Origin of the sequence: Pseudomonas bharatica CSV86 (assembly GCF_000319305.2) — a bacterium.
Lineage (GTDB): Bacteria > Pseudomonadota > Gammaproteobacteria > Pseudomonadales > Pseudomonadaceae > Aquipseudomonas > Aquipseudomonas bharatica.
The window spans coordinates 1,766,270-1,792,983 of record NZ_AMWJ02000001.1 but is presented as its reverse complement, the minus strand read 5'-3'; the positions used below and the strand labels follow the sequence as shown (position 1 = coordinate 1,792,983).

Sequence of the window (26,714 nt, the reverse complement as noted above, 5' to 3'; positions counted from 1 at the left end):
ACGCTTACTTGCATGGCGAATTGACAGCAGATTACCGCAACTGTCTTACAATCGCACTAGTTAAAATCCACTTTCTCTTACACCGATCGCTGCCATACGTCGCCAGGCGGCGCTAAGCAGCGACTCGCTCTTTCCATCCAGCACCACAATGCCGCGAAGCGGGTGCGATAGTTGTTTCGGCGCACTGTCTTCGAGCATGAACTGGGTACCATAGTGCGCTTGCAAAGGCTGCGCCCTTTTCTCTTCATCACGGCGTATCGCGATGGGCCCTTGATGATCGGAGATCAGCGCTTCCTGGTCGATGTAGGCGACGCCGTTGGCGTCCACCGATTCCAGCGACACCGGCAGGGAATCGCGCAGTACGTCATCGGCGACGAAGTGCCCGGGGGTGCCCGGTGCCACCCGCCACAGGTCGGCTTCGGCCAGGTAACCGCGCAGGCGCAAGCCGCCTTCGGCGACCTGGGCCAGCGGCATCTCGCTGCTGATCCAGCGGCCAGGCGCGAGGTTGTCCGCCAGGTCGCGCACCGTGCCAGCATGGGGCGCGCGCAGTACCAGGCGCTCGCGCTGGGCGGCCAGGCCGCGGTATTCGGCCACGGCCTCGGCCAGGCGTTGTTCGAGAATGCCACTATCAGCCGCGGTTTCACTGCGCCCCGACTGACGCCGCAGTTGCAGTTGGAGAATCTCGATTTCACGTCGACCGATGCCCATGCGCGCTTCAAGGTCGGGCGACTCCAGGGTCATCAGCACCTGGTTGGCCTCTACTTGCTGGCCATCCTTGACCAGCACCTCGCGAATCCGCGCCGCTGCCGGCGCATGCAAGGCACTGAAACGGGACGCTTCGAGCATGGCCGGCACTTCCACGCCGCTGCGCCACGGCACCACCAGTACGGCCAGCAACAGGGCCAGGCCCGCTCCAAGCAACACCACCTTGCGCGGTTTGGCCTTGTCCCGGTGCTGCCACCAGTGCTGCCATTCGCGCCAGATCGGCAGGCCGATGAACCACACCAGTTCGACCATCATCAGGAAGATGCCAAGCACCTTGAAGAACAGGTGATAAACCGCCAGGGCGATACCGAAGAACAGCGCCGCCCGCCAGATCCACGAGGCGTAGCTCCAGCACAGCAGGCGCCGGCGCAGCGTTGGTGACCAGCGCTCGGGCATAGGTTCGCCATAACCGAAAAGCTTCTCCCGCAGGTGCCAGCGGCCCAGGGCGAAGCCACGCCCTTGCAGGTTATCCACGCCCCACAGGTCGCTGAGCAGGAAGTAGCCGTCGAAGCGCATCAATGGGTTGACGTTGATCGCCAGGGTGGTGATCCAGGTGGCGCTGGCCAGCATGAAGGCTGCGGTGCGCCCTGCCCCGTCGGGCAGCAGCGACCAGGCCAGCAGGGCGATACAGGCCAGGATCAGCTCGGCCAGCACGCCCCCGGCGCCGATCAGCAGGCGGGTGCGCCGGTCCTGCACGCGCCAGGCGTCGCTGACATCGGTATAGAGCATCGGCAACAGGACCATGAACGCCACGCCCATGCTCGGCACCCGGCAGCCGGCGCGCTTGGCCATGTAGGCATGGCCGAATTCATGGCACAGCTTGGCAAAGCCCAGGGCGATGGCGAATGCCGCCATGCCGCCCAGGCTGAGCAGGTGCGGGAAGGTCGAAAGAAAGCGTTCCCAGTCACGCATCACCAAGAACAGGCCGAGCAGCAATACGCTGGGCAGACCGTAGCGCAACAGGTGGCCGCCGTGGCGCTCGAGCCAGGGCCAGGTGCGATTGAGAAAGGCGTCAGGACGCCACAGCGGAATACGGAAAAACAGGTATTTATGCAGGATCTGGGTCCAGATGCCCTGGCGCTGGGCGGCGGCCTTGGGTGCGTAACTGGCGCGCTGCTCGGCATCGGCGGCGCTGACCAGGTCATGACCACGCAAAAAGCGCAGCAGCTCCTCCACCGCCACGGCGGTCAGGGGCGCGCCCGGCTCGGCATTGGCCGCATTCAGTACCTGCTGCGGATCACCGAGCGCCCAGTGACGCAGCAAGCGCATGGCCGGCGCACCCAGCTTGAAATAGCGACCGCGCAACGGGTCGGCCAGGGTCCATTGCGGCGCACCGTCGAGCCCCGGCGCCCCTGGCGAGAGCTGCAGGTCCGGGCGCAGCGCCGGCAACATCACAGGCCCACCGCCTGGCGCAGGGCCGCCAGCGGTCGGCGCAGCAGGTACAGGGCCAGCGGCGCCCGGTCACCGAAGACCTTGGCGGTCCCGCGCAGGCCAATACGTGGCGGCGCGTCCTCGAAGCTCGCATCGAGGCGATAGGCGAGCTGCCCGGCCGGGGTGTTTTGTGCCTGGTAGGCGACACGTTCGAGCACGGCGTTATGCCGGTTCAGTGGATCGCTGTCGAGGAACAGCGCGACCTCGGCGCCTTTCTCCAGGCCGATGGCATCGGCCACCGGCAACTCGATACGCAACTCGGCCTGGGCCGGGTCGGCGATTTCCATCAGGCGTTCGCCGGTGCGCATAGGCTTGCCGATATAACGCTGGGCATCGGCGAATACCGCGATGCCATCGCGTTCGGCACGTACCTCGGTACGCGCCAGCAGGTTGCGGGCGTAATCACGCTCGGCACGCTTCTGCTCGACCCGGGCAGCGAGCAGATCAAGACGGGCACTGGAGTCGGCATCGGAAAAGGCACGCTGGGTGTTGGCCTTGAGTTCCGCCTCGGCCACGCCCAGGGTGCGTTCGGCCACATCGGCCTGGGCCCTGAGCGTGGTGGCATCGAAGCGCACCAGCACCTCGCCGGCCTTGACCGCCTGGTTCGGCTTGACGGTGAACTCGGCGACCACGCCATCCAGCGGAGCGGCCACCACCTGGCCGTTGCGCGGAGCCACTTCGGCTGGAGCCAGTACCGACTGGCGCACCGGCACCAACAGCACCAGCAACAGCGCCGCCGCCAACGCCCAGCGTGTGCGCGCCGGCCAGCGCAGACGCCATGGCTTGCCCGGCTGCAGGGCGCGCCAGGCGTGGCTGTAGCAGTCGCCAAGTTGCGCCAGCAGGGCCTGCTCGGCATCGTTCCAGGGCATGTCCCGGGCGAGCCAGAGCCCTCCGAATACCACGCCCTGCCGGTCTTTCAAGGGCAACCAGAACGCATGCGGCGCCGACAGCGCCTGCCAATCGTCGCGGCAGGCCTGGTCCAGGCTTTCAGGAGGCACCACGCCTGGCAGGGCGAAGCGATCGCTGGCCGCAAGGCCCCTGGCGGCGCGTTCGATGAACACCACGAAGGGCGCGTTCGGCTCCACCGAACTGACCCCGGTCAGGGCGCGGACCTTGCCAGCGATCAGCAACGCGCCATGGCGATAGCCGAACAGCGCCTGGCTGTCGTTGACCATGCTGAAGGCCAGTTCCTCGACCGAAGGCGCAGACCGGGCCTGGCGCTCCAGCTTCAGGTAATGGGCCAGCAGCTGCTCTAGCGCGCCAGGAACGGAGGCGTTCATTTGCGCTCCGCAAAGTGCGCAGTGCCACTCATGCCGGACAGCAGGCCAGGAGTATTGGCCGGGACACTGGCGATCAGCAGCAGGGTCTGGCTGCCTTCGTCGATGCGCGCGCCGAGGCGCTTGATCACGGCATCGAAGGGTTGGCCGGTTTCATCGGGAACGAAGCTGAAGGTCTGCTCGGGCTTGAGCTTGCCCAGCCAGCTCGATGGCACCAGCAGATGGATTTCCAGGGAGCGGTTGTCGACGATTTCCAGCAATGCCGCACCGCTGGCCACGCTTTCATGGGCCTGGACCCGGCGTTGCACGACCTGGCCATCGAAAGGTGCCTTGACCTGGCAACGCTGCACCTGCACCTGGTAGACCTGGGCTTCGGCCTGGGCCTGGGCCTGGCGGGCCTCGGCCAGGGACACTTCGAACTTGCCGACCGAGTTCAGCGCAGCCAGTTGCTGCTTGTTGCGCAGTTCTTCGCGGGTTGCGCGCACAGCGGCGGCCGACGCGTTGGCCTGGGCCTGATAGGCGCTGCAATCGAAGCGCACCAGCACATCACCCTTCTTGAACGACTGGCCTTCACTGAAGGGGATTTCAGTGACCCGACCGGACAGCTCGCTGGCCAGCACCGCCTGGGAGCGGGCACGCAGCACGCCGCGCACTTCGGCACCGCCGCCGGAGGTCGCACCGTCGAGCAAGGGATCGCTGTCGGTCGCGGCCTGTGCCATTCCCGCCATCAGCGCCAACGCCGCCCACCACACCGCCTGCTTCATCTCGCTACGTCCCTGTCAAAGGTCTGGATCATTCAAACTGAGTATCGGCTGCAGTTCACAGAACGTGAACGCCGTCGGTCAGTACCGGCTTGATTGCCTGCCGACCCGGAACGAGAAACGCGTCACAGAACGGCTACAAAAAAGTGGCCGGATGCTATCAATGTTTTCTTCGCGCCGGAAGCTCCCGCACCACCGCGCCTCAAGGGCGTCGCCGCAGCAGATAGGTGTCCATGATCCAGCCCTTGCGCGCCCGCGCCTGCTCACGGGCCGCGAGGATCTGCGCCTTGACCTCGGACAGCCGCCCGCTGATCAGGATTTCATCGGCCGTACCGACATACGCGCCCCAGTAAATATGCAGTTCGGGATCATCGATTCCGGCAAAGGCACATTGGCCGTCGAGCATCACCACCAGGTTGTCGATGCGCGGCACCTGCGCCAGACGCCGCCCGGGAAGGATCTGCAGCGGCTCGCCAACCCGGTTGAGCGGTATGCGATGACGCGCAGCCAGTGCCTGCACGCTGCTGATACCGGGGATCACTTCGATGCTGAAGGGCTGCTCGCCGATCAATTCGAGAACGCGCAGGGTGCTGTCGTAAAGCCCGGGCTCGCCCCAGAGCAGGAATGCCCCGCACTCGCCCTCGCCCAGTTCCTCGGCGATCAGCCGGCCATAGAGGGCGGCACGCTGTCGGTGCCAGTCGTGCACGGCGCCGAGGTAATCGCTGGCCTCGCCATCGCGTTGCGGGTCGTCCACCTGAACTACGCGGCAGGGTTGGCTGACCCATTGCGCCAGCAGCTCCTTGCGCAGGCGCAAGCGATCGTCATTGGCCTGGTGCTTGTCGAGGACGAAGAACACGTCGGCACGCTTTAGCGCATCGACGGCCTCAAGGGTGATTTGCCGCGGATTGCCCGGGCCGATGCCGATCAACAACAGCACTTTCATGGACGGGCTCCCCGGGCCGGAAGTCGCACTGCAAGTTAATGGTTAAACACCATGGCGAACGGAACATATTCAACTTTCAAAGTTCCAAAACCAAGAATGTAAAAGTGTACTGTTAGTCCATACCCCATTGGCTACACTGTCAACATGCTGTTATTGCAGCCAGCCCCGCGGGCCGCTATCTATTGCACATCCATAGCCCGCCCGCCTTTGAAAAAGGAGTGTTTCCGTGTCCAGACTTGCAGAGTTTCGCGCTGCCGAAAAAGCCCTCCAGGAACAGCTTGCACAGTTGGAGGCCATGAAAAAGGACGCCGGCCTGAAACGCGAGATCGAATTCGAACAGAAACTTCTCACCTTGATGAAAAACTACGACAAGGGTCTACGCGATATCATTGCCCTGCTCGACCCGGCAGCGGCCGGCAAGTCCGTTGCCCGCCCTGTAAAGACCCGCCGCGCGCGAGTGGTGAAGGTGTATGAAAACCCGCATACCGGTGAACTGATCGAGACCAAGGGTGGCAACCACCGCGGCCTGAAGGCCTGGAAAGAACAGTACGGGGCGAGCGAAGTCGACGGCTGGTTGCGCAAATGAGTTTTGCTTCACATATTTTTCACAAGCACAGGATCAGGATGAAGGCTGCTAAAGGATTAGCGCCCCATGCGCCCGCTCCGGCGGGCTTCTAATTCCGACGCCCCGTGGCCGCCACCACGGGGCGTTGTTGTTTGCGCAATGGATTCAGTTCCGTATCATGGCCATCTGTCTTTCCGCTGGCGCCCCGGGCGCCGGCCTTCTGATGCGGAGTGCCCATGAGCCTGCAAGATCTCGACAACCTCCCCGGCGTCACCGCGCAACCCGATGCCGCCACCCACAATTTCGTCTTCAACCACACCATGCTGCGGGTCAAGGACGTCGCCAAATCCCTGGACTTCTATACCCGCGTGCTGGGTTTCAGCCTGGTGGAGAAGCGCGACTTCCCGGAAGCCGAGTTCAGCCTGTACTTCCTGGCCCTGGTCGACAAGGCGCAGATCCCGGCCGACGCGGCCAAGCGCACCGAGTGGATGAAATCGATCCCCGGCATTCTCGAACTGACTCATAACCACGGTACCGAGAACGACGCGGACTTCGCCTACCACAACGGCAACACCGACCCGCGCGGCTTCGGTCACATCTGCGTGTCCGTGCCGGATATCCGTGCCGCCTGCGAACGGTTCGAGCAACTGGGCGTGACCTTCCAGAAACGCCTGAGCGATGGCCGCATGAAGCATCTGGCGTTCATCAAGGATCCGGATGATTACTGGGTTGAAATCATCCAACCGACCGAGTTTTGATTCGGCTCCGGAAATGAAAAATGCCGCGGATAGTCCGCGGCATTTTTGTTTATACCCTTCCCTTCAGGGCCAGCTCCCACAAGGTTCAGCAGTGTTCTTGAGTGATTACTGTGCCCGCCAGGCCGCCACCAGCGACTCCTTGCGCCCACGGGTCGCCAGGCAGTAATACAGCGGCACCGTCACCACCAACCCCACCAGCCACGACAGGTCAGCCCCTCGACCAGGTTGGCATAGGGCCCGACATACAGCGACGTGTTGGCAAACGGCAGTTGCACCAGGATCCCGCAGGCATAGGCGATGATCGCGTGCATGTTGAAGCGCCCGTAGATCCCGCCATCCGCCGCGAAGATCGATTTGATGTCGTAGTGGCCGCGCTTGACCAGGTAGAAGTCGATGATGTTGATCGAGGCCCATGGCACCAGCACCAGCAGCAGCGCAAGGATCAGGCCGATGAAGTGGCCGATGAAGTCCGCCGTAGCGCCCAGGGCGGTCAGGCAGCAGCCCAGCAGGATCACGCCGGCCAACAGCACGCGCACCTTGATGCTCGGCGTCCAGTTGGCGGCGAAGGTCTGGATCGAGGTGACGATCGACAGTACCGCACCATACAGGTTGAGTGCGTTGTGGCTGATGATGTTGAGCAGGAACAGCACCATCAGGATCGGGCCGAGCCAGCCGGTGGCCTGTTTCACCGCATCCATCGCCTCGGTACCTTCAGGCACCAGCAGCACGGCAATGGCGCCGAAGCTGAAACACAGGATGGTGCCCAGTGTCGCGCCGAAATAAGTCGCCCAGAAGGGCCTGCCGATCCCGACTTCACGCGGCAGGTAACGCGAGTAGTCGGAGGTATAGGGCGAGAAGCTGATCTGCCAGATCACGCCCAGGGACACCGTGGCGATCCAGCCGGACAGGTTGAAGCCGCCGCGGCTGAAGAAGTCCGCCGGCAGGTCCTGGGCGAACATCATGATGAAGCCGGCCAGCAGCGCCGTACCCATCACCCAGGTGCCGATGCGGTTCAGGGTGTGGATGAAGCGGTAGCCAATTACGCCGATGGCCGTGGCGCTGAGGGCACCGATGATGATCGACACCGGCATCGGTACGCTCGGGGCAATGCCATGGATCGACTTGCCCGCCAGGACGATGTTGGAGATGAAGAAGCCGACGTAGATCAACGCGGTAAAGAATACGATCAGCAGCGCGCCATAACGGCCGAATTGCCCGCGGCTCTGCACCATCTGCGGAATGCCCAACTGCGGCCCTTGCGCCGAAGCCAGGGCGATGACGATACCGCCAAGCAGGTGGCCAAGGACGATGGCGACCAGCCCCCATAGCAGGTCGAGGTGGAACACCTGGACCACCATGGCCCCGGTGACGATGGGCAACGGCGCGATATTGGTGCTGAACCACAGCGTGAACAGATCACGCGCCTTCCCATGGCGCTCTGCTGGCGGTACGTAATCGACCGTATGGTTTTCGATCAACTGGTGTTGCGAAGACGACTGGGACATGGGCAAAAGCTCGAAAGGTTCCGTTTTTATCTTTGTAGGAAACCACTTGCGGCACGCTGCAAGCGGCGTCGAAGCTGAAGACCATATTATGGTATTCCAAGCTTTTGACAACACTGATTCGTCCTTTTGCCGACCAACTGATCTGCTTTTGGTCGCCTCGCTTTCTCCTCTCCATAGGCGCGAGCCCGCGTATTCATTGGGCATTGACTGAATCAACGCGTTCGTCAGGGCCGGAAAAATCCTCTTGCAAATTAGGTATTACGGTATACCATCAGACACATCAACGATAAAAATGCGGGCACACCGCTGCATCACGAGGATCACGCCATGATCGACGCAACCGTCTACAAGAACGTTCTGGGCTCCTTCCCGTCCGGCGTTACCGTCATCACCACCCTGGACGACGACGGCCAGATCGTCGGCCTTACCGCCAGCGCCTTCAGTTCGCTGTCCATGGACCCGCCGCTGGTGCTGTTCTGCCCCAACTACAGCTCCGACTCCTACCCGGTGCTGATTCGCAGCAAGAAATTCGCCATCCATCTGCTCTCCGGCCAACAACAGGCCGAAGCCTATGCCTTTGCCAAAAAAGGCAAGGACAAGGCCCAAGGCATCGAGTGGACCCTGAGCGCACTGGGCAACCCCCTGCTGGCCAACGCCACGGCGATCATCGAATGCGAACTGTGGCGCGAATATGAAGGTGGCGACCACGCCATCATGGTTGGCGCGGTAAAAAACCTGATCGTCCCGGCCGAAGCGCCAAGCCCGCTGGTCTACTGCCGCGGCAAGATGGCCAGCCTGCCAGCCTTCGCCTGAGCCCCTATTCTTCTGAATGCGCCCGCCTGATCCGATGGGCGCCCGATAACAAGCACCGAGGAAACGCCTCATGAAATTTTCGTTGTTCGTGCACATGGAACGCTGGGATGAACAGGTCAGCCACCAGCAACTGTTCGAAGACCTGACCGAGCTGACCCTGATGGCCGAGAAAGGCGGGTTCAGCACCGTGTGGATCGGCGAACACCATGCAATGGAATACACCATCTCGCCCAGCCCGATGCCGCTGCTGGCCTACCTGGCCGCACGCACCGAAACCATCCACCTCGGTGCCGGTACCATCATCGCGCCGTTCTGGCACCCGATCCGCGTCGCCGGCGAATGCGCCCTGCTCGACGTGATCAGCAATGGCCGGATGGAAGTCGGCCTGGCCCGCGGCGCATACCAGTTCGAATTCGATCGCATGGCCAATGGCATGCCGGCCTCCGAAGGCGGCGCTGCGCTGCGCGAAATGGTCCCGGCGGTACGTGCGCTATGGCAGGGCGACTATGCCCATGACGGCGATATCTGGAAATTCCCGACCTCCACCTCCGTGCCCAAGCCGGTACAGAAACCCATGCCGCCGATGTGGATCGCCGCCCGCGACCCGGACTCGCACAACTTCGCGGTGAAGAACGGCTGCAACGTGATGGTCACCCCGCTGATGAAGGGCGACGAGGAAGTGGTCGACCTGAAGAACAAGTTCGAAGCAGCCCTGGCCAACAACCCGGATGTGCCACGCCCGCAACTGATGGTCCTGCGCCACACCCACGTGCATGCCGAAGACGACCCGCAAGGCTGGAAGATCGGCGCCCAGGCGATCAACCGCTTCTACCGCACCTTCGACGCCTGGTTCGGCAACAAGCAGACCCCGGAGAACGGTTTCCTTGCGCCAAGCCCGGAGTCCAAGTTCGCCGGGCGTCCGGAGTTCGAACTGGAAAGCCTGCACAAGACCGCGATGATCGGTACCCCACAGCAGGTGATCGAACGCATCCGCTACTACCAGGAACTGGGCGTCGACGAGTTCAGCTTCTGGTGCGACAACAGCCTGCCGCATGAAGAAAAGCGCAAGTCGCTGGAGCTGTTCATCAAGGAAGTCGTACCGGCGTTTCGCTGAGTCATGACGTTTGTCGGGCCGGGGAGTCCTGGTCCACTGACATCTTCTTTGCCCTTTCGGGCCTCATCGCTGGCAAGCCAGCTCCCACAGGTTCAGCGGTGCACGCGATCCCTGTGGGCGCTGGCTTGCCAGCGATTGCAATAGTCAAAACACCACAGCAACAACGCCTGCCGCTAACCACTTATCCCCTCCCCCGCAGAAATTTCCTGCAACCCTCTTGCACATCAAATATTATGGTATACCATCAGACAACAAGACCTGGACACACTCCACAGGAGCCCCGCCCCATGAGTTTCGAAATCCGCAAGATCGTCACCTACTCCGAAGAAACCCGCATCGAAGGCGGCAAGGCCACCGACAAGCCGGTGACCATGGTCGGCCTGGCCGTGGTGATCAAGAACCCATGGGCCGGGCGTGGCTTCGTCGAAGACCTCAAGCCGGAAATCCGTGCCAACTGCTCCGACCTCGGTGCTCTGATGGTCGAGCGCCTGACCGCCGCCATCGGCGGTGCCGACAAGATCGAGGCCTACGGTAAAGCCGCAGTGGTGGGCGCCGACGGCGAGATCGAGCACGCGTCGGCGGTGATCCACACCCTGCGCTTCGGCAACCATTACCGCGAAGCGGTCCAGGCCAAGAGCTACCTGAGCTTCACCAACAAGCGCGGCGGCCCGGGTACCTCGATCCAGATCCCGATGATGCAGAAGGACGACGAAGGCCTGCGCTCGCACTACATCACCCTGGAAATGCAGATCGAAGACGCCCCGCGTGCCGACGAGATCGTCGTGGTCCTCGGCGCATCGGACGGTGGCCGCCTGCACCCGCGCATCGGCAACCGCTACATCGACCTGGAAGAACTGGCCGCTGAAAAAAACCAATAACAATACCGTCCACCGGGCCGGCGCGTGGGCCGCACCACGCCCGACCCAGAAGGAGCGCCCCACCATGATTCAGCCTGTCGCTGAACGTACACCTGCCGGCACCAGCTACCTGGCCACCGGCCAGGGCCAACCCGTGGTATTGATCCACGGCGTGGGCCTGAACAAAGAAATGTGGGGCGGACAGTTCGTCGGCCTCGCCAACGACTACCGCGTCATCGCCTACGACATGCTCGGCCACGGCCAGAGCCCGCGCCCCCAGCCGGGTACCGACCTGCAGGGGTATGCCGAACAACTGGCCGAACTGCTCGATCATCTGCAGATCGCCCAGGCCACGGTAATCGGCTTTTCCATGGGCGGCCTGGTCGCCCGCGCCTTCGCCCTGCACTTCCCGCAACGCCTGGCGGCGCTGGTGGTGCTCAACAGCGTGTTCAACCGCAGCCCCGAGCAGAGCGCCGGGGTTATCGCCCGTGCCGCCCAGGCGGCCGAACACGGCCCCGATGCCAATGCCGAAGCGGCCCTGGCGCGCTGGTTCAGCCGCGAGTACCAGGCCGCCAACCCGGCCCAGGTCGCAGCCATCCGCCAGACCCTGGCCAGCAACGACCCACAAGGCTACCTGACCACCTACGAGCTGTTCGCCACCCAGGACATGTACCGCGCCGACGACCTGGGCAGCATCCGGGTGCCGACCCTGATCGCCACCGGCGAGCACGACCTCGGCTCGACCCCGAGCATGACCCGGGAACTGGCCGCGCGCATTCCCGGCGCGCAAAGCGTGGTTCTGGCCGAGCAGCGGCATATGATGGCGGTGGAGTCGCCGCGCCTGGTCAACCAGATGCTGCTGGACTTCCTCGGGCACGCCCGCACTCTCTCCGATTCAGCCAAGGGGATCGTTGCATGACTCTCACCCATTTCCAGATGTGCATCGACGGCCAGTGGCTCGATGCCCAAAGCGGCCAGACCTTCGACAGCCTCGACCCGGCCACCGCGCAAGCCTGGGCAACCTTGCCCGACGCCGCCGAAGCCGATGTCGAACTTGCCGTGCAGGCCGCGCAGAAGGCCTTCGACAGCAAGGCCTGGCGTGGCCTCACTGCCACCGCCCGGGGCAAGCTGCTGCGCCGCCTCGGCGACCTGATCGCCGAGAACAAGGAGCGCCTGGCCCAACTGGAAAGCCGCGATAACGGCAAGCTGATCCGCGAAACCCGCGGCCAGGTCGGCTACCTGCCGGAGTTTTTCCATTACACCGCGGGCCTTGCCGACAAGCTCGAAGGCGGCACCCTGCCCCTCGACAAGCCGGACCTGTTCGCCTACACGGTGCATGAACCGATCGGCGTGGTCGCTGCGATCATTCCGTGGAACAGCCCGCTGTACCTGACCGCGATCAAGCTGGCCCCGGCACTGGCCGCCGGCAACACCATCGTGATCAAGCCGTCCGAGCACGCCTCGGCAACCATCCTCGAACTGGCCCGCCTGGCCCTCGAGGCCGGCTTCCCGGCCGGTGTGGTCAACGTGGTCACCGGCTACGGCCCGAGCACCGGAGCGGCGCTGACCCGCCACCCGCTGGTGCGCAAGATCGCCTTCACCGGCGGCGCCGCCACGGCGCGCCACGTGGTACGCAGCAGTGCCGAGAACTTCGCCAAGCTGTCGCTGGAACTGGGCGGCAAGTCGCCGAACATCATCTTCGCCGACGCCGACCTCGACAGCGCCATCAACGGCGCCGTGGCCGGCATCTATGCCGCCTCCGGGCAGAGCTGCGTGGCCGGTTCGCGCCTGCTGGTGCAGGACGAAATATTCGACGAGTTCGTCGAGCGCCTGATCGAACGCGCCAGGCGCATCCGCATCGGCAACCCGCAGGACGAAAGCAGCGAGATGGGCCCGATGGCCACCGCCCAGCAACTGGCGGTGGTCGAGGGCTTGGTCGCCGCTGCCACGGCCGAGGGCGCGCGCCTGCGCATGGGCGGCAAGCGCGCCGAGGTCGAGGGTGACGGCTGGTTCTACGAGCCGACCCTGTTCGAGTGCGACAGCAATTCGATGAAGATCATGCAGGAAGAGGTGTTCGGTCCGGTCGCGGCCGTGATCCGCTTCAAGACCGAGGAAGAGGCCCTGGCGATCGCCAACGACTCGCAGTTCGGTCTCGCCGCCGGCATCTGGACCCGCGACCTGGGCCGTGCCCACCGCCTGGCCCGGGACGTGCGCTCGGGGATCATCTGGGTCAACACCTACCGTGCGGTGTCTGCCATGGCGCCGATCGGTGGTTTCAAGAACAGTGGCTATGGCCGCGAAAGCGGCATCGACTCGGTGCTGGCCTATACGGAACTGAAAACGGTCTGGATCAACCTCTCGACCGCACCCATGCCCGACCCCTTCGTGATGCGCTGAGAGGTGAACTGAAATGATCGAACCCGGCATCTACAAAGACGTGATGGGCTCCTTTCCGTCCGGCGTGACCGTCGTCACCACGCTGGATGCCGAGGGCGGCATCGTCGGCATCACCGCCAGCGCCTTCAGCGCGCTGTCGATCGAACCGGCGCTGGTGCTGTTCTGCCCCAACTACGCCTCCGACACCTACCCGATCCTGCGCGACAGCAAGCGTTTCGCCATTCACTTGCTGGCCGCCGGCCAGACCGCCGAAGCCTACGCCTTTGCCGGCAAGGGCAAGGACAAGGCCAAAGGCATCGAATGGCGCCTCAGCGCGCTGGGCAACCCGGTGCTGGCCAACGCCACGGCGGTGATCGAATGCGAACTCTGGCGCGAATACGATGGCGGTGACCACGCGATCATCGTCGGCGAAGTGAAGAACCTGATCCTTCCCGAGCAGCCGGTGACGCCGATGATCTACCACAAGGGCAAGCTGGGCGCCCTGCCCAACCTGGGTTGACCTTTCGGGCCTCATCGCTGGCAAGCCAGCTCCCACAAGGTCCCTGTGGGAGCTGGCTTGCCAGCGATGAGGCCCGAAAGAACACCCAAGCTTTCAGCACCCCCCCATTTTCTTCAGCATGCAGGAGCCCGAGATGAGCAACGAGAAGTACGAAAAAGGCCTCGCCATCCGCACCCAGGTGCTGGGCGAGGCGTACGTCAACCGTTCCATCCAGAACGCCGACGACTTCACCAAGCCCCTGCAGGAACTGGTCACCGAGTACTGCTGGGGCCATGTCTGGGGCCGAGACGGTTTGTCGCTGAAAGAACGCAGCATGATAAACTTGGCAATGATTTCCGCGTTGAACCGGCCCCACGAGCTCAAGCTGCACATCCGCGGCGCCTTGCGCAACGGACTGAGTCGTGAACAAATACGCGAGATTCTGCTCCAGGTCGGTATCTATTGCGGTGTACCCGCGGCGGTGGACAGTTTCCGCCTGGCCCGGGAAGCCTTCGCCGAGGCCGACTCGGAGTCAACCAGTTAAACACTGGCTGTTCTGGACCCACCGCAGGACGCACCCGATCGGCGAGTGCGTCGATGTCGCTGGCGCAACAGCCAATTGCAGAGCGCAGACAATGAAACGCCAGCCACTCGACGACAGCTTCAAGGTCAACCGCAATCCCGTTACCCTGCGCGAAATCGTGCTCGACAAGCTGCGCAGCGCGATCATGAACTTCCACCTGCTGCCCGGCGACCGCCTGGTCGAACGCGACCTGTGCGACCGCCTCGGCGTCAGCCGCACCTCCGTGCGCGAAGCCCTGCGCCACCTGGAATCCGAAGGCCTGGTGGAATTCGCCGATGCCAAGGGCCCGCGCGTCGCCATCATTACCCTCGAGGACGCCCGTGATATCTACGAGCTGCGTTGCGTGCTCGAAGGCCTGATCGTCCAGCTGTTCACCCTCAACGCCAAGGCCAAGGACATCCGTGCCCTGGAAAAGGCCCTGGAGGAGAACCGCAACGCCCTCACCAACGGCGAGCTGCAACAGGTGCTGGAATCGGTGCAAGGCTTCTACGACGTGCTGCTGGAAGGTTCCGGCAACCATGTCGCCGCCACCCAACTGCGCCAGTTGCAGGCGCGCATCAGTTACCTGCGCGCCACTTCCGTATCCCAGGAAAACCGCCGCGGCGCGAGCAACCGGGAAATGGAGAAGATCGTCGAGGCGATCAAGAGCGGCGACCCGCTGGCCGCGCACCAGGCCTCGGTGGATCACGTCCGCGCTGCCGCCAAGGTGGCCCTCGACTACCTGCGCTCGAAGCAGGAAGACGCCGGCAAGATCCGCGAGATCACCACGCCGATCGCCCTCAAAGAACCCCGCATAGGCCGCTGATCATGCCTGCCGTCCCGCGTTTCTGCCCGCAATGCTCCGCCGCGCTGCAACAGGGACGACCGGACGGCGATACCCACGAACGCCTGATGTGCGGCGCTTGCGGCTATATCCACTACATCAATCCGAAGATCATCGCCGGCTGCATCATCGAGCGCGACGGCAAATACCTGCTGTGCCAGCGCGGCATCCCGCCGCGCCCCGGTACCTGGACCCTGCCGGCAGGCTTCATGGAAGCCGGGGAAACCACCGAACAGGCGGCGCTGCGCGAGGTCTGGGAAGAAACCGGGGTGCGCGGCGACATCGTCTCGCCCTACTCGATCTTCAGCGTGCCGAGGATCAGTGAGGTGTACATCATCTTCCGTGCCGTGGCCGTGGAGATCACTGGCCAGTGGGGCCCGGAAACCATGGACTGCCGCTTCTTCGCGCCGGATGAAATTCCCTGGGATGCCATCTACTACCCGGCGATCCGGCAGATCCTCGAACGCTATATCGAGGAACGCCAGGCCGGGGTCTATGGCATCTACATGGGCAATGACGACAGCGGCAAGGTGCACTTCATGCGCTGAGGCGCTCGCGCATGAATTCGATCAGCGCCTGTACCGGACGCGCGCTTTGCCGGTGTTGCGGATAGACCGCCGAGAGCTGCAACGGCTCGGTGACGAAATCCTCGAGTACCGGCACCAGTTGCCCCGTCGCCAACGCCTCGCCGACGATGAAGGTCGGCAGATAGGTAATCCCCATGCCCTTCACGGCCGCATCGCGCAGCAGCTCGCCGTTGTTCGCGCGCATGCGCCCGCACACGGTGACCATGCGCAACTTGCCCTGTTCCAGGAAACGCCATTGCACCTGGCGACCATGTCCATAAGGCAGGCACTCATGGTTGACCAGATCGTCCGGGCGTGACGGCGTGCCCTTGCGTTCCAGGTATTCGGGGCTTGCGCAATAGACCCGGTCGATGGCCGCCAGGCGCCGGGCAATCAGGGTCGAGTCCTCCAGCACGCCGATACGCAGGGCCAGGTCGTAGCCCTCGCCGAGCAGGTCCACCGAACGGTCGCTCAGGTCCACCTCGACGCTGACCTGCGGGTAGCGCTGGAGAAACTCCGGCAGCAGGCAGCCGAGATGCGCCACGGCGAAAGACAGCGGTGCACTGACCCGCACCGTGCCGCGGGGCTCGCTGGTCTGCCCGGCGATGCCCTGCTCCACCTGCTCGACCTCGTTGAGCAGGCGCAGGGACGACTCATAGTAGCTCTGGCCCAGGGGCGTCGGATCGAGGCGCCGGGTCGAGCGGTTGAGCAGGCGCACGCCAAGGCGCTCCTCCAGGGCCATCAGGCGCCGGCTGACGAACTGCTTGGACAGGCCCAGCTTGTCGGCCGCAGCGGTGAAGCTGCCGGACTCCATGACCTGGGCAAAGATTCGCATATCTTCGAAGGGGTTCATTGTCTCTTTCCGGTGGACAGTAAAACGCTTTATAGCGGCTTTTTCACTTGTTCGCATCTCAATAATCTGGGCACACCTTACAGCGCAGCCGAAACCCAACCCGCGGCGCTGATGGCATCTAACCTTGCTGCCCATACCTAACGCGAAGAAAAGGAATCCCAACATGAAACTGGTCACCAAAACCCTCGGCGCCACCCTCCTCGCCCTCTCCATCGGCAACGCGTTCGCCGCCGGCAGCCCGGGCGTCGAACGGCAGACCCAGGCCTTCCTCGAAGCCCTGGAGAAAGGCGGCGGCAAACCACTGGAGCAACTTGCACCGAAAGACGCCCGTGCGGTACTGACCGGTGCCCAGGCCTCGGTCCAGGTGGACCTCTCCGGGATCGAGGTCAGCGAGAAGACCATCAGCGTCGGCCAGGACAAGGTCACCCTGAAGATCGTCCGCCCGGCCAAGGTTGCTGGCGAGCTGCCGGTGTTCATGTTCTTCCACGGTGGCGGCTGGGTGCTGGGTGACTTCCCTACCCACCAGCGCCTGATCCGCGACCTGGTGGTCGGTTCCGGCGCGGTGGCGGTGTATGTCGACTACACGCCGTCGCCGGAAGCCCATTACCCGACCGCGATCAACCAGGCCTATGCCGCGACCCGCTGGGTAGCCGAGCATGGCAAGGAAATCGGTGTCGACAGCAGCCGCCTGGCGGTGGCCGGCAACAGCGTCGGCGGCAACATGGCCGCGGTGGTCGCGCTGATGGCCAAGGAACAGAAGGCTCCTGCACTGCGCTTCCAGTTGCTGCTGTGGCCGGTGACCGACGCCAGCTTCGAGACGGCTTCGTACAAGCAGTTCGCCGAAGGCCACTTCCTCACCACCGGGATGATGAAATGGTTCTGGGACAACTACACCACCGACCAGGCCCAGCGCGCCGGCATCCATGCCTCGCCGCTGCGCGCCAGTGCCGAACAGCTCAAGGGCCTGCCGCCGGCGCTGGTGCAGACCGCGGAGTTCGACGTGCTGCGTGACGAAGGCGAGGCCTATGCCCGCAAGCTGGATGCGGCCGGGGTGGATGTCACGGCGGTGCGTTACAACGGCATGATTCATGATTATGGTCTGCTCAACCCGCTGGCCAAGGTGCCGCAAGTGCAGGCGGCGATGCGCCAGGCAGCGCTGGAGCTGAAAACGCATCTGCAGTGATACCCGGGGGCTGCCTTGCAGCCCCCTTTTTATTGCGGCGTAATCCAGAAAATCTCCTGTCCCGGCACCCGGATCTCTACCCGTCCATCCTTGCGCACCCGCAGCACCGAACGCTTGTACAGGGCCTGCTGGTCCTTGAAGTACTTGCCCGAAGACCAATAGGCCGCGCCGTCGACGTCATACGCGACGAGATTACCGTCCGGCTGCAGCATCAGGCGCGCCGGTGGTCGTCCATGCCGCTCGGCGGCGATCCATACCGTCTTGTTATCGGAACCCCTGACCAGCATCACCGAGCCGTTGGAACGGTACAGCAAGGTATAGGCTCCGCCTTCCGACATCACGAAACCATTGGGCACCAGATGCTCGCCCACCAGCATCCGGTCACGTCCGGCGAACACCTGATAGTACGGTTCGATGAAGAACTGCTGCTCGGTCTCATAGGGATGATCGACACGCTTGCCATCCAGGCGCACCTCGCTCATCGATCGGTTCGGCCCGCTGCGGGAGACCAGCCGAACGTCGTTGTTGGCGTCGCCCGTGTAACTTTTGAACTGCAGATTGAACACCTCATGCGCGGCGTTCCAACTGATCTTCCAGCCGTCCTTGACGGCCTTGTAGTCGGTGACCCCCATCACACCGGCCGCGCCGCCGATCTGCAGAATATTCCCGGACACCGCGTGCTTGATGCGGAAAAGCTGGTCGACCTGCGGGTTGAAGACCAAGGCCCCGATGGGCTCCAGACGCCACTCCTGGACCTCGACGCAGAGGTGTACGCCACCGTCGCTGCCGAAGCGCAGGCCGTTGTCGCCCAGACCCGAGCGCCAGCTCACCGACACGGCGCCACGCATGCCCTCGCGCTCCTGTGCCAGTTGCTCGACCAAGGCCAGCACCTCGTCGGGCAGCCAGTGCGTCATTTCCCTTTCCTGGCGGCCCAGCAAGACCTCGAAGTCGTCGAGTTCGTTCTGGATACGGAACTGCTGGCAGGCGTCGGCCTGGACCAGATGCAACAGCAGGAATGCCTTGACCTGAGCAAGGAAGAAACGCGCGTAGCAGTATTTGCTGATGTAGAAGAACGAAACGAAGTCGCGCTGGTTCAGGTCCTCCTGGAACGGCCGGAGGAAGTACTGGGCGTAGGACGTACTGAGCATGCGCTGCAGGGTCAGCAGGCTCTCTCCCAGTTCCTCGCCGACGCGGCTGGCCAGTCCGTTCAGGCGGCCTTGGCTGACGAAGCGGTCGGCCGCGCCCTGCGGGCTGCCGGCGGACTGTTCGCGGATGCCCTGAATGAGCTTTTCCAGCGCCTGGTCGTAATCGTGGTAGAGGGATTCGATCAGCGTGAGCGCCGGGGCGATCTGGTACTTGTCCAGGTTCAGGCGATAAGCCGCGACCTTGCGCTCAAGCAAGGCGATGCTCGAGCGTACCTGTTGCAACGGCTGGAGGCATTGCTCCAGCCGTGCGTAGACCTCCTCGCCACCGGTGAGCCCATGATCCTCGTGCAGAACGTCCCAGACACCGACGACCGCGCCAGGAATCATCGCCAGGCAGGTGTCTTCGATCAGCCCGCGGGCGGAAATGGATAGGCCGAACTTAAGCGGTGAATCGAACATCAAGGCGTTTCTCCCTGGAGTGAGCATTCGATTGTAGGGAGATGGGATGACATGGGAAATAGCGTTTCGCCATCAATGTATTCGAGGAGCAACGCACGATCATTGATTTGGCCGAGACCTGTGGGAGCTGGCTTGCCAGCGATGAGGCCATAAACCACACAAAAAAATCGCGGCGAGCCCAAGGGCTTGCCGCGATCCGAACCAGCGCTTACTTCAGAGCCGCATAGCTATTCATCAGGTTGCGATAGTTGGGAATCCGCTGCGACAGCAGGTTACCCAGGCCTTCAATGTCGTTGCGCCAGTCGCGGTGCAGTTCGCACGCCACCGAGAACCAGTTCATCAGTTGCGCACCCGCCGCGCTCATCCGCGCCCAGGCCGCCTGCTGCACGGTCTCGTTGAAGGTGCCGGACGCATCGGTCACCACGAACACCTCGTAACCTTCGGCAATGGCCGACAGGGTCGGGAAGGCTACGCACACGTCGGTCACCACGCCGGCGATGATCAGTTGCTTGCGCCCGGTGGCCTTGATTGCCTTGACGAAATCCTCGTTGTCCCACGCGTTGATCTGCCCCGGACGGGCGATGTACGGCGCATCCGGGAACAGTTCCTTCAGTTCCGGTACCAGCGGGCCGTTAGGGCCCTGCTCGAAGCTGGTGGTGAGGATGGTCGGCAGGCCGAAGAATTTGGCCAGGTCGCCCAGGGCCAGCACGTTGTTCTTGAATTCGTTCGGCGAAAAGTCCTGTACCAGCGAGATCAGCCCGGTCTGGTGATCCACCAGCAACACCACCGCGTCATCCTTGTTCAAGCGTTTGTAGTCGTTGCTCATTTTCATGACTCCTCTGACGGTAAGAGAGGCGCAGGCCCCTGCCTGCGCCGGGGTGGAACTCAGAAAGCGAAGCAGGAACAGCCGAACGCGCCCCAGAAGCCCTGGAAATCGCTGACCGGCACATTGGACAGGCGCGCCCGTTCATGGGTATGCGCATGCACCGCGCACGGCCCGCTGCACTGGTGCACCTGGGCCTGCAACGGCGAGGCCGGGCGCCAGTGCCCCGGGACCTTGACCACCGGCGACCAGTCCGGCAGCACCGGGATGTCCTTCGGCCCCTGCCCGTCGAACTCGCCCGCGCCATAGACCACCTTGCCGCCTACCACGGTCAGCAGCGACTCGATCCACTTGATCGCCTCTTCCTCGACGCTGAAGAAGTCGGCGCTGAGCACTGCCACGTCGGCCAGTTGGCCGACCTTGATCTGGCCCTTCTTGCCCTGCTCGGAAGAGAACCAGGCGCTGCCATGGGTAAACAGCTCCAGCGCGGTGGAACGCGGCAGGCCTTCCTGGTGCAGGGCCAGGCCGCCGACCGTACGGCCGCTGACCATCCAGTACAGCGAGGTCCACGGGTTGTAGCTGGACACCCGGGTCGCGTCGGTCCCGGCCCCCACCGGCACGCCTTCGGCCAGCATGCGCTTGATCGGCGGCGTGGCTTCGGCGGCCTTGGCGTCGTAGCGATCGACGAAGTATTCGCCCTGGAAGGCCATGCGGTCCTGGATCGCGATACCGCCGCCCAGGGCTCGCACCCGCTCGATGTTGCGCGGGGTGATGGTCTCGGCATGATCGAAGAACCAGGGCAGGCCGTTGAACGGAATGTCGCGGTTCACTTTCTCGAACACGTCGAGCATGCGGCTGATGGACTCGTCATAGGTGGCATGCAGGCGGAACGGCCAGCGCTGCTCGACCAGATGGCGCACCACCGGCTCCAGGTCCTGCTCCATGGACGGCGCCAGGTCCGGGCGTGGTTCGAGGAAGTCCTCGAAGTCGGCAGCGGAGAACACCAGCATCTCGCCGGCGCCGTTGTGCCGCAGCATGTCGTCGCCCTGGTGCAGCTTGACGCTGCCGGTCCAGTTCTTGAAGTCGGCCAGTTCCTCCTTGGGCTTCTGGGTGAACAGGTTGTAGGCGATACGCACCGTCAACTGGTCTTCCTTGGCCAGGTGCTCGATCACCTCGTAGTCGTCCGGGTAGTTCTGGAAACCGCCGCCGGCGTCGATGGCGCTGGTCAGGCCGAGGCGGTTGAGCTCGCGCATGAATTGGCGGGTCGAGTTGATCTGGTACTCCAGGGGCAGCTTCGGCCCCTTGGCCAGGGTCGAGTAGAGGATCATCGCGTTCGGCCGGGCCACCAGCATGCCGGTCGGCTCGCCACGGGAATCACGGACGATCTCGCCGCCCGGCGGGTTCGGCGTGTCCTTGGTGTAGCCCGCCACGCGCAGCGCAGCACGGTTGAGCAAGGCGCGGTCGTACAGGTGCAGGATGAACACCGGGGTGTCCGGGGCCGCCTGGTTGATTTCCTCCAGGGTGGGCATGCGCTTTTCGGCGAACTGGAATTCATTCCAGCCGCCGACCACCCGTACCCACTGCGGGCTCGGCGTACGCTCGGCCTGGTCCTTGAGCATGCGCAGGGCATCGGCCAGGGACGGCACGCCTTCCCAGCGCAGCTCAAGGTTGTAGTTGAGGCCACCGCGGATCAGGTGCAGGTGCGAGTCATTGAGGCCGGGGATGGCGCAGCGTCCCTTGAGGTCGATGACCCGGGTGGCGCTGCCGCGGGTGGCCATGGCTTCGGCGTCGGTGCCGACGGCGACGAAGCGCCCGTCCTTGATCGCCACGGCACTGGCTTCGGGTTTTTCCCGGTCCACGGTATGGAAGCGGCCATTGAACAGAATCAGATCGGCATTCATTGCAGGTCCCTGGTCTGGAGTGAGTGAAGCGAAGGACAACCGCGGCAGCAGGGTCGCTGCGGCGGTCAGGAGGGATCCGGCGGCGAGCAGGCGGCGCCGGGTCGGGTCGTTGCGGTCATCGTGGTCGGTCATGGTGGACGTTCCGATGGGGGTTTTTGCGGAATTCTTGAGGGCGGACGGGGGATACACGAGTTAATCGTTGTTAATTATTCCCCCTGCCCCCGTAGGGCTTTGACAGCGAAGCCTGACAAGCCTAGTCGCCGCGAAAGGCCTGCAAGGCGCAAGCAGGCATTGCCTTGTCGGAAAAACCTCCCCAACATGCTGGAAAACCACAGGCCAGAGCCTTGCCAAGGCTCGTGCCGATAGTCGGAACAGCGTCGGGAGCAGGATGTGAGCCGTCACCGTGAACAGGCCGTGAAGTTCGGCCCTTATCGGGTTTTTCCAGGCCAGCGCCTGATCGTCGAGAACGACCGGCCCCTGCGCCTCGGCCGGCGCGCCATGGACCTGCTCCTGGCGTTGCTGGAGCGCCCCGGCGAAGTGCTGGGCAAAAGCGAGCTGATGGCCCGGGTGTGGCCGGATACCGTGGTCGAGGAGATCAGCCTGCGGGTCCATATCGCGGCCCTGCGCAAGGCCCTGGGCGATGGCCAGGACGGCCAGCGCTACATCATTACCGTGGCCCAGCGCGGCTACAGTTTCGTCGCGCCACTGCTTGCGCAAGAGGAGGATTCCCAGGCGCCGGCGCCGGCCTCGCACAACCTGCCATTGCGCCGCACCCGCCTGATCGGGCGGCAGATGCTGGTCAACCAGGTGCTCGGGCAACTGTCGCGCCAGCGCCTGCTGACTCTCGCCGGCCCGGGCGGGATCGGCAAGACCACCGTGGCCCTGCGCGTCGCCGAGCAGTCGATAGGGCTGTACCGCGACGGTATCCGTCTGCTCGACCTGAGCACGCTCGGCACACCGTCCACCATCCTCGGCAACCTGGCCGGCGTGCTCGGCCTCGCCCTGCCCGACCAGGCGCCGCTGGACGCCCTGTGCGAGCACTTGCGCGGCCGCCACCTGCTGCTGGTGATCGACAACGCCGAACACCTGGTCGATTCGGTGGCCAGCCTCTGCGAGCACCTGCTGCGTGGCGCGCCGCAGTTGCAGGTCCTGGTGACCAGCCGCGAAAGCCTGCGCGCCGAGGGTGAGGCGGTACTGCGCCTGGATGCCCTGGAATGCCCGCCGCCCGAGGCTACCGGGGATCCGGCGCAGGCCTTGAGGTACGGCGCCGTGCAGTTGTTCGTCGAACGTGCCATCGCCAATCAGGAGCAGTTCGAACTCAATGCCGCCAACCTGGCCACGGTGGTCGCCATCTGCCGGCATCTGGACGGCATCCCGCTCGCGCTGGAACTGGCGGCTGCGCAACTGGCGGTACTCGGCCCGGACGCCCTGCTCGCCGACCTGCGTCGCCACCTGTTGCCGAGCCAGGGCGATGAACGCCGCCAGCACCTGCTCGGCGCCACCCTCGACTGGAGCTTCCAGTTGCTGGCAGACAGTGAACGCACCGTGCTGCGCCGCCTTAGCGTGTTCCGTGGCGGTTTCAGCCTGGCCTCGGCCATGACCCTGGCCGCCGACGAGCGCCTGGCCCCGGACCAGGTGCGCGATGCGGTGAGCCAACTGGTCAGCCAGTCGCTGCTGAATGTCGATGTCGGCGATGAAGAGGTGTTTTACCGGATGCTCGACACCACCCGCTGCTACGCCCTGGACAAGCTGCAGCAGGCCGGCGAACTGGCCGGGACGCTCAAGCGGCATGCCGAGCGCTGCCTGGCGATCATGCAACAGGCCGAACGGGAGTGGGCCAGGACCAGCCCCGAGCAATGGCTGGAATGTTATTCACGTAGCCTCGACGACCTGCGCGGCGCACTGGAATGGGGCTTCGCCAATGCCGAAGCGGGCCTGCTGGCCGCACGCCTGACCGCCGCTTCGGCTCCGTTGTGGCAAGAGCTGTCGCTGCTGTCCGAGCATGGCCGGCATATCCGCAAGGCCCTGCTGCGCCTGGAAACCGATACCCAGCCGGGAAGCAGCCTGGCGATCAACCTCAAGCTGGCCATGGGTACCTTCAGCTACCACGACCACGGTGGCACACCGCAGACCCTCGATGCCTTCGCCAGTGCCGCGCGCCTGGCACAAGCCAACGGCGACCTGCCCGGCCTGCTCCGGGCGATTTCCGGGAACATGGCGGTGTACCTGAGCCGCGGCGAGTACCAGCACGCCCTGCAACTGAGCCATGACTTCGACCGGCGCGGCCTCGACCACGATCCGCAACTGGCCCTCAGCGCCCAGCGCCTGCGCGGCCTGGGCCTGCACTTCAGCGGCGCGCAGGAGCGCGCCCGGCGCGAGTCCGACGCCGCCCTGCAACGCATGGCCCAAAGCGGCCGGCTCAACCGCTTTACCCATGGCTTCGGCGTGCAATACGACCAAAGCGTCGCGGCCCTGACCCTGCAAGCGCGGATTCTCTGGCTGCAGGGCCTGCCCGAGCAGGCGGCCTGCAGCGCCAGCCAGGCACTGGAACTGGCGCAGCAGATCGACCATGGCACCACCCTGTGCTACACCCTCGCTCTAAGCGGCTGCGTCATTCCCTGGTACAACGGCGAACACGCGCTGGCGCAGGAGCGGGTGCGCCTGCTGCGCGAGCAGTCGCAGCGACATTCGGTGGGGCTGTTCCGCGAGTGGTCCGAACACTATGCCTGGGCCTTCGCAATGACTGACGCGGCGCCAGCGGGCCCGGCCGGCGGCCTGATCGGCGACCTGCTCGCCACCCTGGTCCCGGGCCGGGTGGATAGCGCCCTGTTGCAACGGGCGCAGAGCGGTGCTGCCGGTTGGGCCAGCGCCGCCCTGCTGTGCGCTTATGCAGCGCAATTGCCCGAAGGTGTTGCCCAGGCGCGCCAGCAGGCCGAGAACCTGCTGCTCAAGGCCCTGGGCCTGGCGCGCAAGCAACGGGCACTGGCCTGGGAGTTGCGCAGCGCCACCGCCCTCGCCGGCTTGTGGCTGGAAGATGGCCGGCCGCAACCGGCGCGGCAACTGCTGGCAGCAGTGCATGCACGCTTCAAGGAAGGCTTCGCCACCGCCGAACTGCTCCGCGCGCAGCAACTGATGGAACGCCTGGCGCAACGCGACCCCAGGCCGGTAGCTACACCGGGCCGGGTGATAGGAGGCAGCCGCCTCTTGAAGGTACCAACGGGTACTGTTGAGCAACCGATAACGCGCGGATCCAGGGTCGTGCGCCAGCATCGAACTGGCGGCCAGTCGCTGCACCGCGCGAGCGGTCACCAGCGGACCCAGGCCGACGCTGGAGCCATGGTGCACCGCCTGCTCCAGGCTGAACCCGCGGCCCAGGGCGGCCAGGCAGCGCAGGACGTGCTGCTCTTCACTGCCCAGGCGTTGGAAACTCCAGTCCAGCGCCGCCTTCAACGACTGATGCCGGGCATCGGCGGTGCGCCGGCCACGATTGAGTACCTGCAAGCCTTCGCTCAACTGCGCGCGCAGGCCGACCAGGGCGAACACCTCGATCTGCGCTGCGGCCAGTTCCAGGGCCAGGGGCAAGCCATCAAGCTGCCGGCAGATGTCGCGAACGGTCTTGAGATCCTGCGGGCGCAGCTGGAGATCCGCCTGCCGGGCCCGGGCACAGCCAACGAACAGACGCACCGCCGCATAATTCATGAGTTGCTCGATGCTGCACGCATCGTTGCCAGGGGGGACCGCCAGGGGCGTTACCGAGACCACGGTCTCGCCGCGGATGCGCAGCGCTTCGCGGCAGGTCAGCAGAAGGCTCACTCCCGGCGCCAGCGCGAGCAAGGCTTCGACCAAGCGGCGGCTGAACCCGGGGTGGGCTTCGCAATGGTCCAGCACCAGCAGCAGGCGGCGCTGCTGCAAAAGGGCTGGCAGGCCGCCAAGGGCACACGCAGGGTTCGCTTGCAGGCCCATGTCCTGCAGCAACCCCGCCAGCGCCTCGTCCGCGCATTGCCCGCGGGCGAAATCCAGCAGCCACACGCCATCGCGCCAATGTCCGCCCTGCTCCTGCGCGACGGCCAGGGCCAGTCGGGTCTTGCCCACGCCGACCGGTCCGGTAAGGGTCACCAGGCGGCGCCGGGCCAGCAACGGCGCCAGGTTCGCCAGCTCCTCGTCGCGACCAACGATGCCGCTCAGGCGGGTGGGCAGGTTGCCCGTCGGCACATCAGGCGCGAGCACGGCGGCATGCTCTGCCGGCAAAACCGGCACAGCGAAGCGATACCCCTGGCCGGGCAGGTTGATGATGAAGCCCTCGCCGAGGGCCCGGCGCAGGGCGGCGATATGCACCCGCAGGTTGATATCCTCGACCACGCTGTCGGGCCAGACCCGGGCCAGCAGGGTGTGCTTGTCCACCACGGTGCCGGCGTGCTCCAGCAACACCAGGAGAATGTCCAGCGCCCTCCCGCCCAGGCGCAGCGGCTGGCCGTCGGCCAATAGCAGGCGTTGTCCGATGTGAACGATGAAACGGTCGAAGCGCACGGCCTCGACGGCAGTTGAATCCCGGGCCAGCGTACCCAATGGCATCCTCCTCCGACGGCGAAAGTCCTTGTTGTCCATCTTGGCAAGGGATCACGAAGGGACAACCGTGGCGGGGGCGGTATACGGACAATCGGGGGTGGGGACGGACATGGATCGATGCAGTGGCTAATGGCCTCATCGCTGGCAA

The 26,714-nt window shown here is 64.5% G+C and carries 20 protein-coding genes and 3 pseudogenes; 13 read left to right on the top strand and 10 right to left on the bottom strand.

Going from position 1 to position 26,714, the window contains the following annotated elements:
* Nucleotides 1-60: 60 nt before the first annotated feature.
* The 4 genes from CSV86_RS07865 to cobF form a co-directional block, all read right to left on the bottom strand.
* The gene (locus CSV86_RS07865) at nucleotides 61-2,160 is read right to left on the bottom strand and encodes a site-2 protease family protein (RefSeq protein WP_170394500.1); all 2,100 of its coding nucleotides are present in this window, start codon (nucleotides 2,158-2,160) and stop codon (nucleotides 61-63) included.
* Nucleotides 2,157-3,476 (bottom strand): efflux RND transporter periplasmic adaptor subunit, encoded by a 1,320-nt coding sequence (locus tag CSV86_RS07860; protein ID WP_009402660.1) that lies wholly within the window; start codon nucleotides 3,474-3,476, stop codon nucleotides 2,157-2,159. The genes CSV86_RS07865 and CSV86_RS07860 overlap by 4 nt, the downstream gene beginning before the upstream one ends.
* The gene (locus CSV86_RS07855; protein WP_009402662.1) at nucleotides 3,473-4,237 is read right to left on the bottom strand and encodes an efflux RND transporter periplasmic adaptor subunit; all 765 of its coding nucleotides are present in this window, start codon (nucleotides 4,235-4,237) and stop codon (nucleotides 3,473-3,475) included. The genes CSV86_RS07860 and CSV86_RS07855 overlap by 4 nt, the downstream gene beginning before the upstream one ends.
* A gap of 199 nt (nucleotides 4,238-4,436) precedes the next feature.
* Entirely contained in the window at nucleotides 4,437-5,177 is a 741-nt protein-coding gene (gene cobF, locus CSV86_RS07850; RefSeq protein ID WP_009402664.1) for a precorrin-6A synthase (deacetylating), read from the bottom strand.
* A gap of 226 nt (nucleotides 5,178-5,403) precedes the next feature.
* On the opposite strand from cobF, the gene CSV86_RS07845 reads away from it, so the two are divergent.
* A complete protein-coding gene (locus tag CSV86_RS07845; protein ID WP_009402667.1) occupies nucleotides 5,404-5,763 on the top strand; it encodes a histone-like nucleoid-structuring protein, MvaT/MvaU family in 360 nt (119 codons plus the stop codon).
* 215 nt (nucleotides 5,764-5,978) lie between these two features.
* Nucleotides 5,979-6,500, top strand: coding sequence for a lactoylglutathione lyase (gene gloA, locus CSV86_RS07840; protein WP_009402669.1), 522 nt, complete (start codon nucleotides 5,979-5,981; stop codon nucleotides 6,498-6,500).
* Nucleotides 6,501-6,605: 105 nt separating this feature from the next.
* On the opposite strand, the pseudogene CSV86_RS07835 reads toward gloA, so the two are convergent.
* Nucleotides 6,606-8,005: pseudogene (locus CSV86_RS07835) on the bottom strand (purine-cytosine permease family protein).
* 327 nt (nucleotides 8,006-8,332) lie between these two features.
* On the opposite strand from CSV86_RS07835, the gene CSV86_RS07830 reads away from it, so the two are divergent.
* From CSV86_RS07830 to CSV86_RS07790, 9 genes are all read left to right on the top strand, one after another.
* Nucleotides 8,333-8,818, top strand: coding sequence for a flavin reductase family protein (locus tag CSV86_RS07830; RefSeq protein ID WP_009402673.1), 486 nt, complete (start codon nucleotides 8,333-8,335; stop codon nucleotides 8,816-8,818).
* Nucleotides 8,819-8,888: 70 nt separating this feature from the next.
* Nucleotides 8,889-9,932, top strand: a complete 1,044-nt coding sequence (locus CSV86_RS07825) for an LLM class flavin-dependent oxidoreductase (RefSeq protein WP_009402675.1) — start codon at nucleotides 8,889-8,891, stop codon at nucleotides 9,930-9,932.
* Between the two features lie 287 nt (nucleotides 9,933-10,219).
* Entirely contained in the window at nucleotides 10,220-10,810 is a 591-nt protein-coding gene (locus CSV86_RS07820) for an amino acid synthesis family protein (RefSeq protein ID WP_064304107.1), read from the top strand.
* Nucleotides 10,811-10,874: 64 nt separating this feature from the next.
* A complete protein-coding gene (locus CSV86_RS07815; RefSeq protein WP_009407865.1) occupies nucleotides 10,875-11,708 on the top strand; it encodes an alpha/beta fold hydrolase in 834 nt (277 codons plus the stop codon).
* The gene (locus CSV86_RS07810; RefSeq protein ID WP_009407868.1) at nucleotides 11,705-13,186 is read left to right on the top strand and encodes an aldehyde dehydrogenase; all 1,482 of its coding nucleotides are present in this window, start codon (nucleotides 11,705-11,707) and stop codon (nucleotides 13,184-13,186) included. Before CSV86_RS07815 ends, CSV86_RS07810 begins: the two co-directional genes overlap by 4 nt.
* A 13-nt stretch (nucleotides 13,187-13,199) precedes the next feature.
* Nucleotides 13,200-13,685: a flavin reductase family protein gene (locus CSV86_RS07805; protein ID WP_009407870.1), complete on the top strand. Its 486-nt coding sequence runs from the start codon at nucleotides 13,200-13,202 to the stop codon at nucleotides 13,683-13,685.
* 133 nt (nucleotides 13,686-13,818) lie between these two features.
* Complete coding sequence (locus CSV86_RS07800; RefSeq protein WP_009407872.1) at nucleotides 13,819-14,208, top strand: carboxymuconolactone decarboxylase family protein; 390 nt, start codon at nucleotides 13,819-13,821, stop codon at nucleotides 14,206-14,208.
* A gap of 91 nt (nucleotides 14,209-14,299) precedes the next feature.
* Nucleotides 14,300-15,052 carry a GntR family transcriptional regulator gene (locus CSV86_RS07795; RefSeq protein WP_009407874.1) on the top strand — a complete coding sequence of 251 codons (753 nt, stop codon included), beginning with the start codon at nucleotides 14,300-14,302 and terminating at the stop codon, nucleotides 15,050-15,052.
* Nucleotides 15,053-15,054: 2 nt separating this feature from the next.
* Nucleotides 15,055-15,618, top strand: coding sequence for an NUDIX hydrolase (locus CSV86_RS07790; RefSeq protein ID WP_009407877.1), 564 nt, complete (start codon nucleotides 15,055-15,057; stop codon nucleotides 15,616-15,618).
* On the opposite strand, the gene CSV86_RS07785 is transcribed toward CSV86_RS07790, so the two are convergent.
* A complete protein-coding gene (locus CSV86_RS07785; RefSeq protein ID WP_009407879.1) occupies nucleotides 15,608-16,489 on the bottom strand; it encodes a LysR family transcriptional regulator in 882 nt (293 codons plus the stop codon). The genes CSV86_RS07790 and CSV86_RS07785 overlap by 11 nt on opposite strands.
* A gap of 163 nt (nucleotides 16,490-16,652) precedes the next feature.
* On the opposite strand from CSV86_RS07785, the gene CSV86_RS07780 reads away from it, so the two are divergent.
* Nucleotides 16,653-17,672 (top strand): alpha/beta hydrolase, encoded by a 1,020-nt coding sequence (locus CSV86_RS07780; RefSeq protein WP_009407881.1) that lies wholly within the window; start codon nucleotides 16,653-16,655, stop codon nucleotides 17,670-17,672.
* Nucleotides 17,673-17,701: 29 nt separating this feature from the next.
* On the opposite strand, the gene CSV86_RS07775 is transcribed toward CSV86_RS07780, so the two are convergent.
* The 3 genes from CSV86_RS07775 to CSV86_RS07765 form a co-directional block, all read right to left on the bottom strand.
* Complete coding sequence (locus CSV86_RS07775) at nucleotides 17,702-19,276, bottom strand: hypothetical protein (RefSeq protein WP_009407883.1); 1,575 nt, start codon at nucleotides 19,274-19,276, stop codon at nucleotides 17,702-17,704.
* A gap of 208 nt (nucleotides 19,277-19,484) precedes the next feature.
* Nucleotides 19,485-20,102, bottom strand: a complete 618-nt coding sequence (gene ycaC / locus CSV86_RS07770) for an isochorismate family cysteine hydrolase YcaC (protein ID WP_009407885.1) — start codon at nucleotides 20,100-20,102, stop codon at nucleotides 19,485-19,487.
* 59 nt (nucleotides 20,103-20,161) lie between these two features.
* Nucleotides 20,162-22,000, bottom strand: coding sequence for an amidohydrolase (locus tag CSV86_RS07765; RefSeq protein WP_009407887.1), 1,839 nt, complete (start codon nucleotides 21,998-22,000; stop codon nucleotides 20,162-20,164).
* Between the two features lie 390 nt (nucleotides 22,001-22,390).
* Here CSV86_RS07765 and CSV86_RS07760 point away from each other — a divergent pair.
* Nucleotides 22,391-25,159: pseudogene (locus tag CSV86_RS07760) on the top strand (ATP-binding protein); the annotation flags it as partial.
* 1,161 nt (nucleotides 25,160-26,320) lie between these two features.
* On the opposite strand, the pseudogene CSV86_RS33295 reads toward CSV86_RS07760, so the two are convergent.
* A pseudogene (locus CSV86_RS33295) lies at nucleotides 26,321-26,572 on the bottom strand (winged helix-turn-helix domain-containing protein); the annotation flags it as partial.
* Between the last annotated feature and the right edge of the window lie 142 nt (nucleotides 26,573-26,714).

What these genes read in the sequence shown, in the direction of transcription:
- CSV86_RS07860 (WP_009402660.1), bottom strand. Translation starts at nt 3,476, where the DNA reads ATGAACGCCTCCGTTCCTGGCGCGCTAGAGCAGCTGCTGGCCCATTAC.
- CSV86_RS07855 (WP_009402662.1), bottom strand. Translation starts at nt 4,237, where the DNA reads ATGAAGCAGGCGGTGTGGTGGGCGGCGTTGGCGCTGATGGCGGGAATG.
- cobF (WP_009402664.1), bottom strand. Translation starts at nt 5,177, where the DNA reads ATGAAAGTGCTGTTGTTGATCGGCATCGGCCCGGGCAATCCGCGGCAA.
- gloA (WP_009402669.1), top strand. Translation starts at nt 5,979, where the DNA reads ATGAGCCTGCAAGATCTCGACAACCTCCCCGGCGTCACCGCGCAACCC.
- CSV86_RS07830 (WP_009402673.1), top strand. Translation starts at nt 8,333, where the DNA reads ATGATCGACGCAACCGTCTACAAGAACGTTCTGGGCTCCTTCCCGTCC.
- CSV86_RS07825 (WP_009402675.1), top strand. Translation starts at nt 8,889, where the DNA reads ATGAAATTTTCGTTGTTCGTGCACATGGAACGCTGGGATGAACAGGTC.
- CSV86_RS07820 (WP_064304107.1), top strand. Translation starts at nt 10,220, where the DNA reads ATGAGTTTCGAAATCCGCAAGATCGTCACCTACTCCGAAGAAACCCGC.
- CSV86_RS07815 (WP_009407865.1), top strand. Translation starts at nt 10,875, where the DNA reads ATGATTCAGCCTGTCGCTGAACGTACACCTGCCGGCACCAGCTACCTG.
- CSV86_RS07810 (WP_009407868.1), top strand. Translation starts at nt 11,705, where the DNA reads ATGACTCTCACCCATTTCCAGATGTGCATCGACGGCCAGTGGCTCGAT.
- CSV86_RS07805 (WP_009407870.1), top strand. Translation starts at nt 13,200, where the DNA reads ATGATCGAACCCGGCATCTACAAAGACGTGATGGGCTCCTTTCCGTCC.
- CSV86_RS07800 (WP_009407872.1), top strand. Translation starts at nt 13,819, where the DNA reads ATGAGCAACGAGAAGTACGAAAAAGGCCTCGCCATCCGCACCCAGGTG.
- CSV86_RS07795 (WP_009407874.1), top strand. Translation starts at nt 14,300, where the DNA reads ATGAAACGCCAGCCACTCGACGACAGCTTCAAGGTCAACCGCAATCCC.
- CSV86_RS07790 (WP_009407877.1), top strand. Translation starts at nt 15,055, where the DNA reads ATGCCTGCCGTCCCGCGTTTCTGCCCGCAATGCTCCGCCGCGCTGCAA.
- CSV86_RS07785 (WP_009407879.1), bottom strand. Translation starts at nt 16,489, where the DNA reads ATGAACCCCTTCGAAGATATGCGAATCTTTGCCCAGGTCATGGAGTCC.
- CSV86_RS07780 (WP_009407881.1), top strand. Translation starts at nt 16,653, where the DNA reads ATGAAACTGGTCACCAAAACCCTCGGCGCCACCCTCCTCGCCCTCTCC.
- CSV86_RS07775 (WP_009407883.1), bottom strand. Translation starts at nt 19,276, where the DNA reads ATGTTCGATTCACCGCTTAAGTTCGGCCTATCCATTTCCGCCCGCGGG.
- ycaC (WP_009407885.1), bottom strand. Translation starts at nt 20,102, where the DNA reads ATGAGCAACGACTACAAACGCTTGAACAAGGATGACGCGGTGGTGTTG.
- CSV86_RS07765 (WP_009407887.1), bottom strand. Translation starts at nt 22,000, where the DNA reads ATGAATGCCGATCTGATTCTGTTCAATGGCCGCTTCCATACCGTGGAC.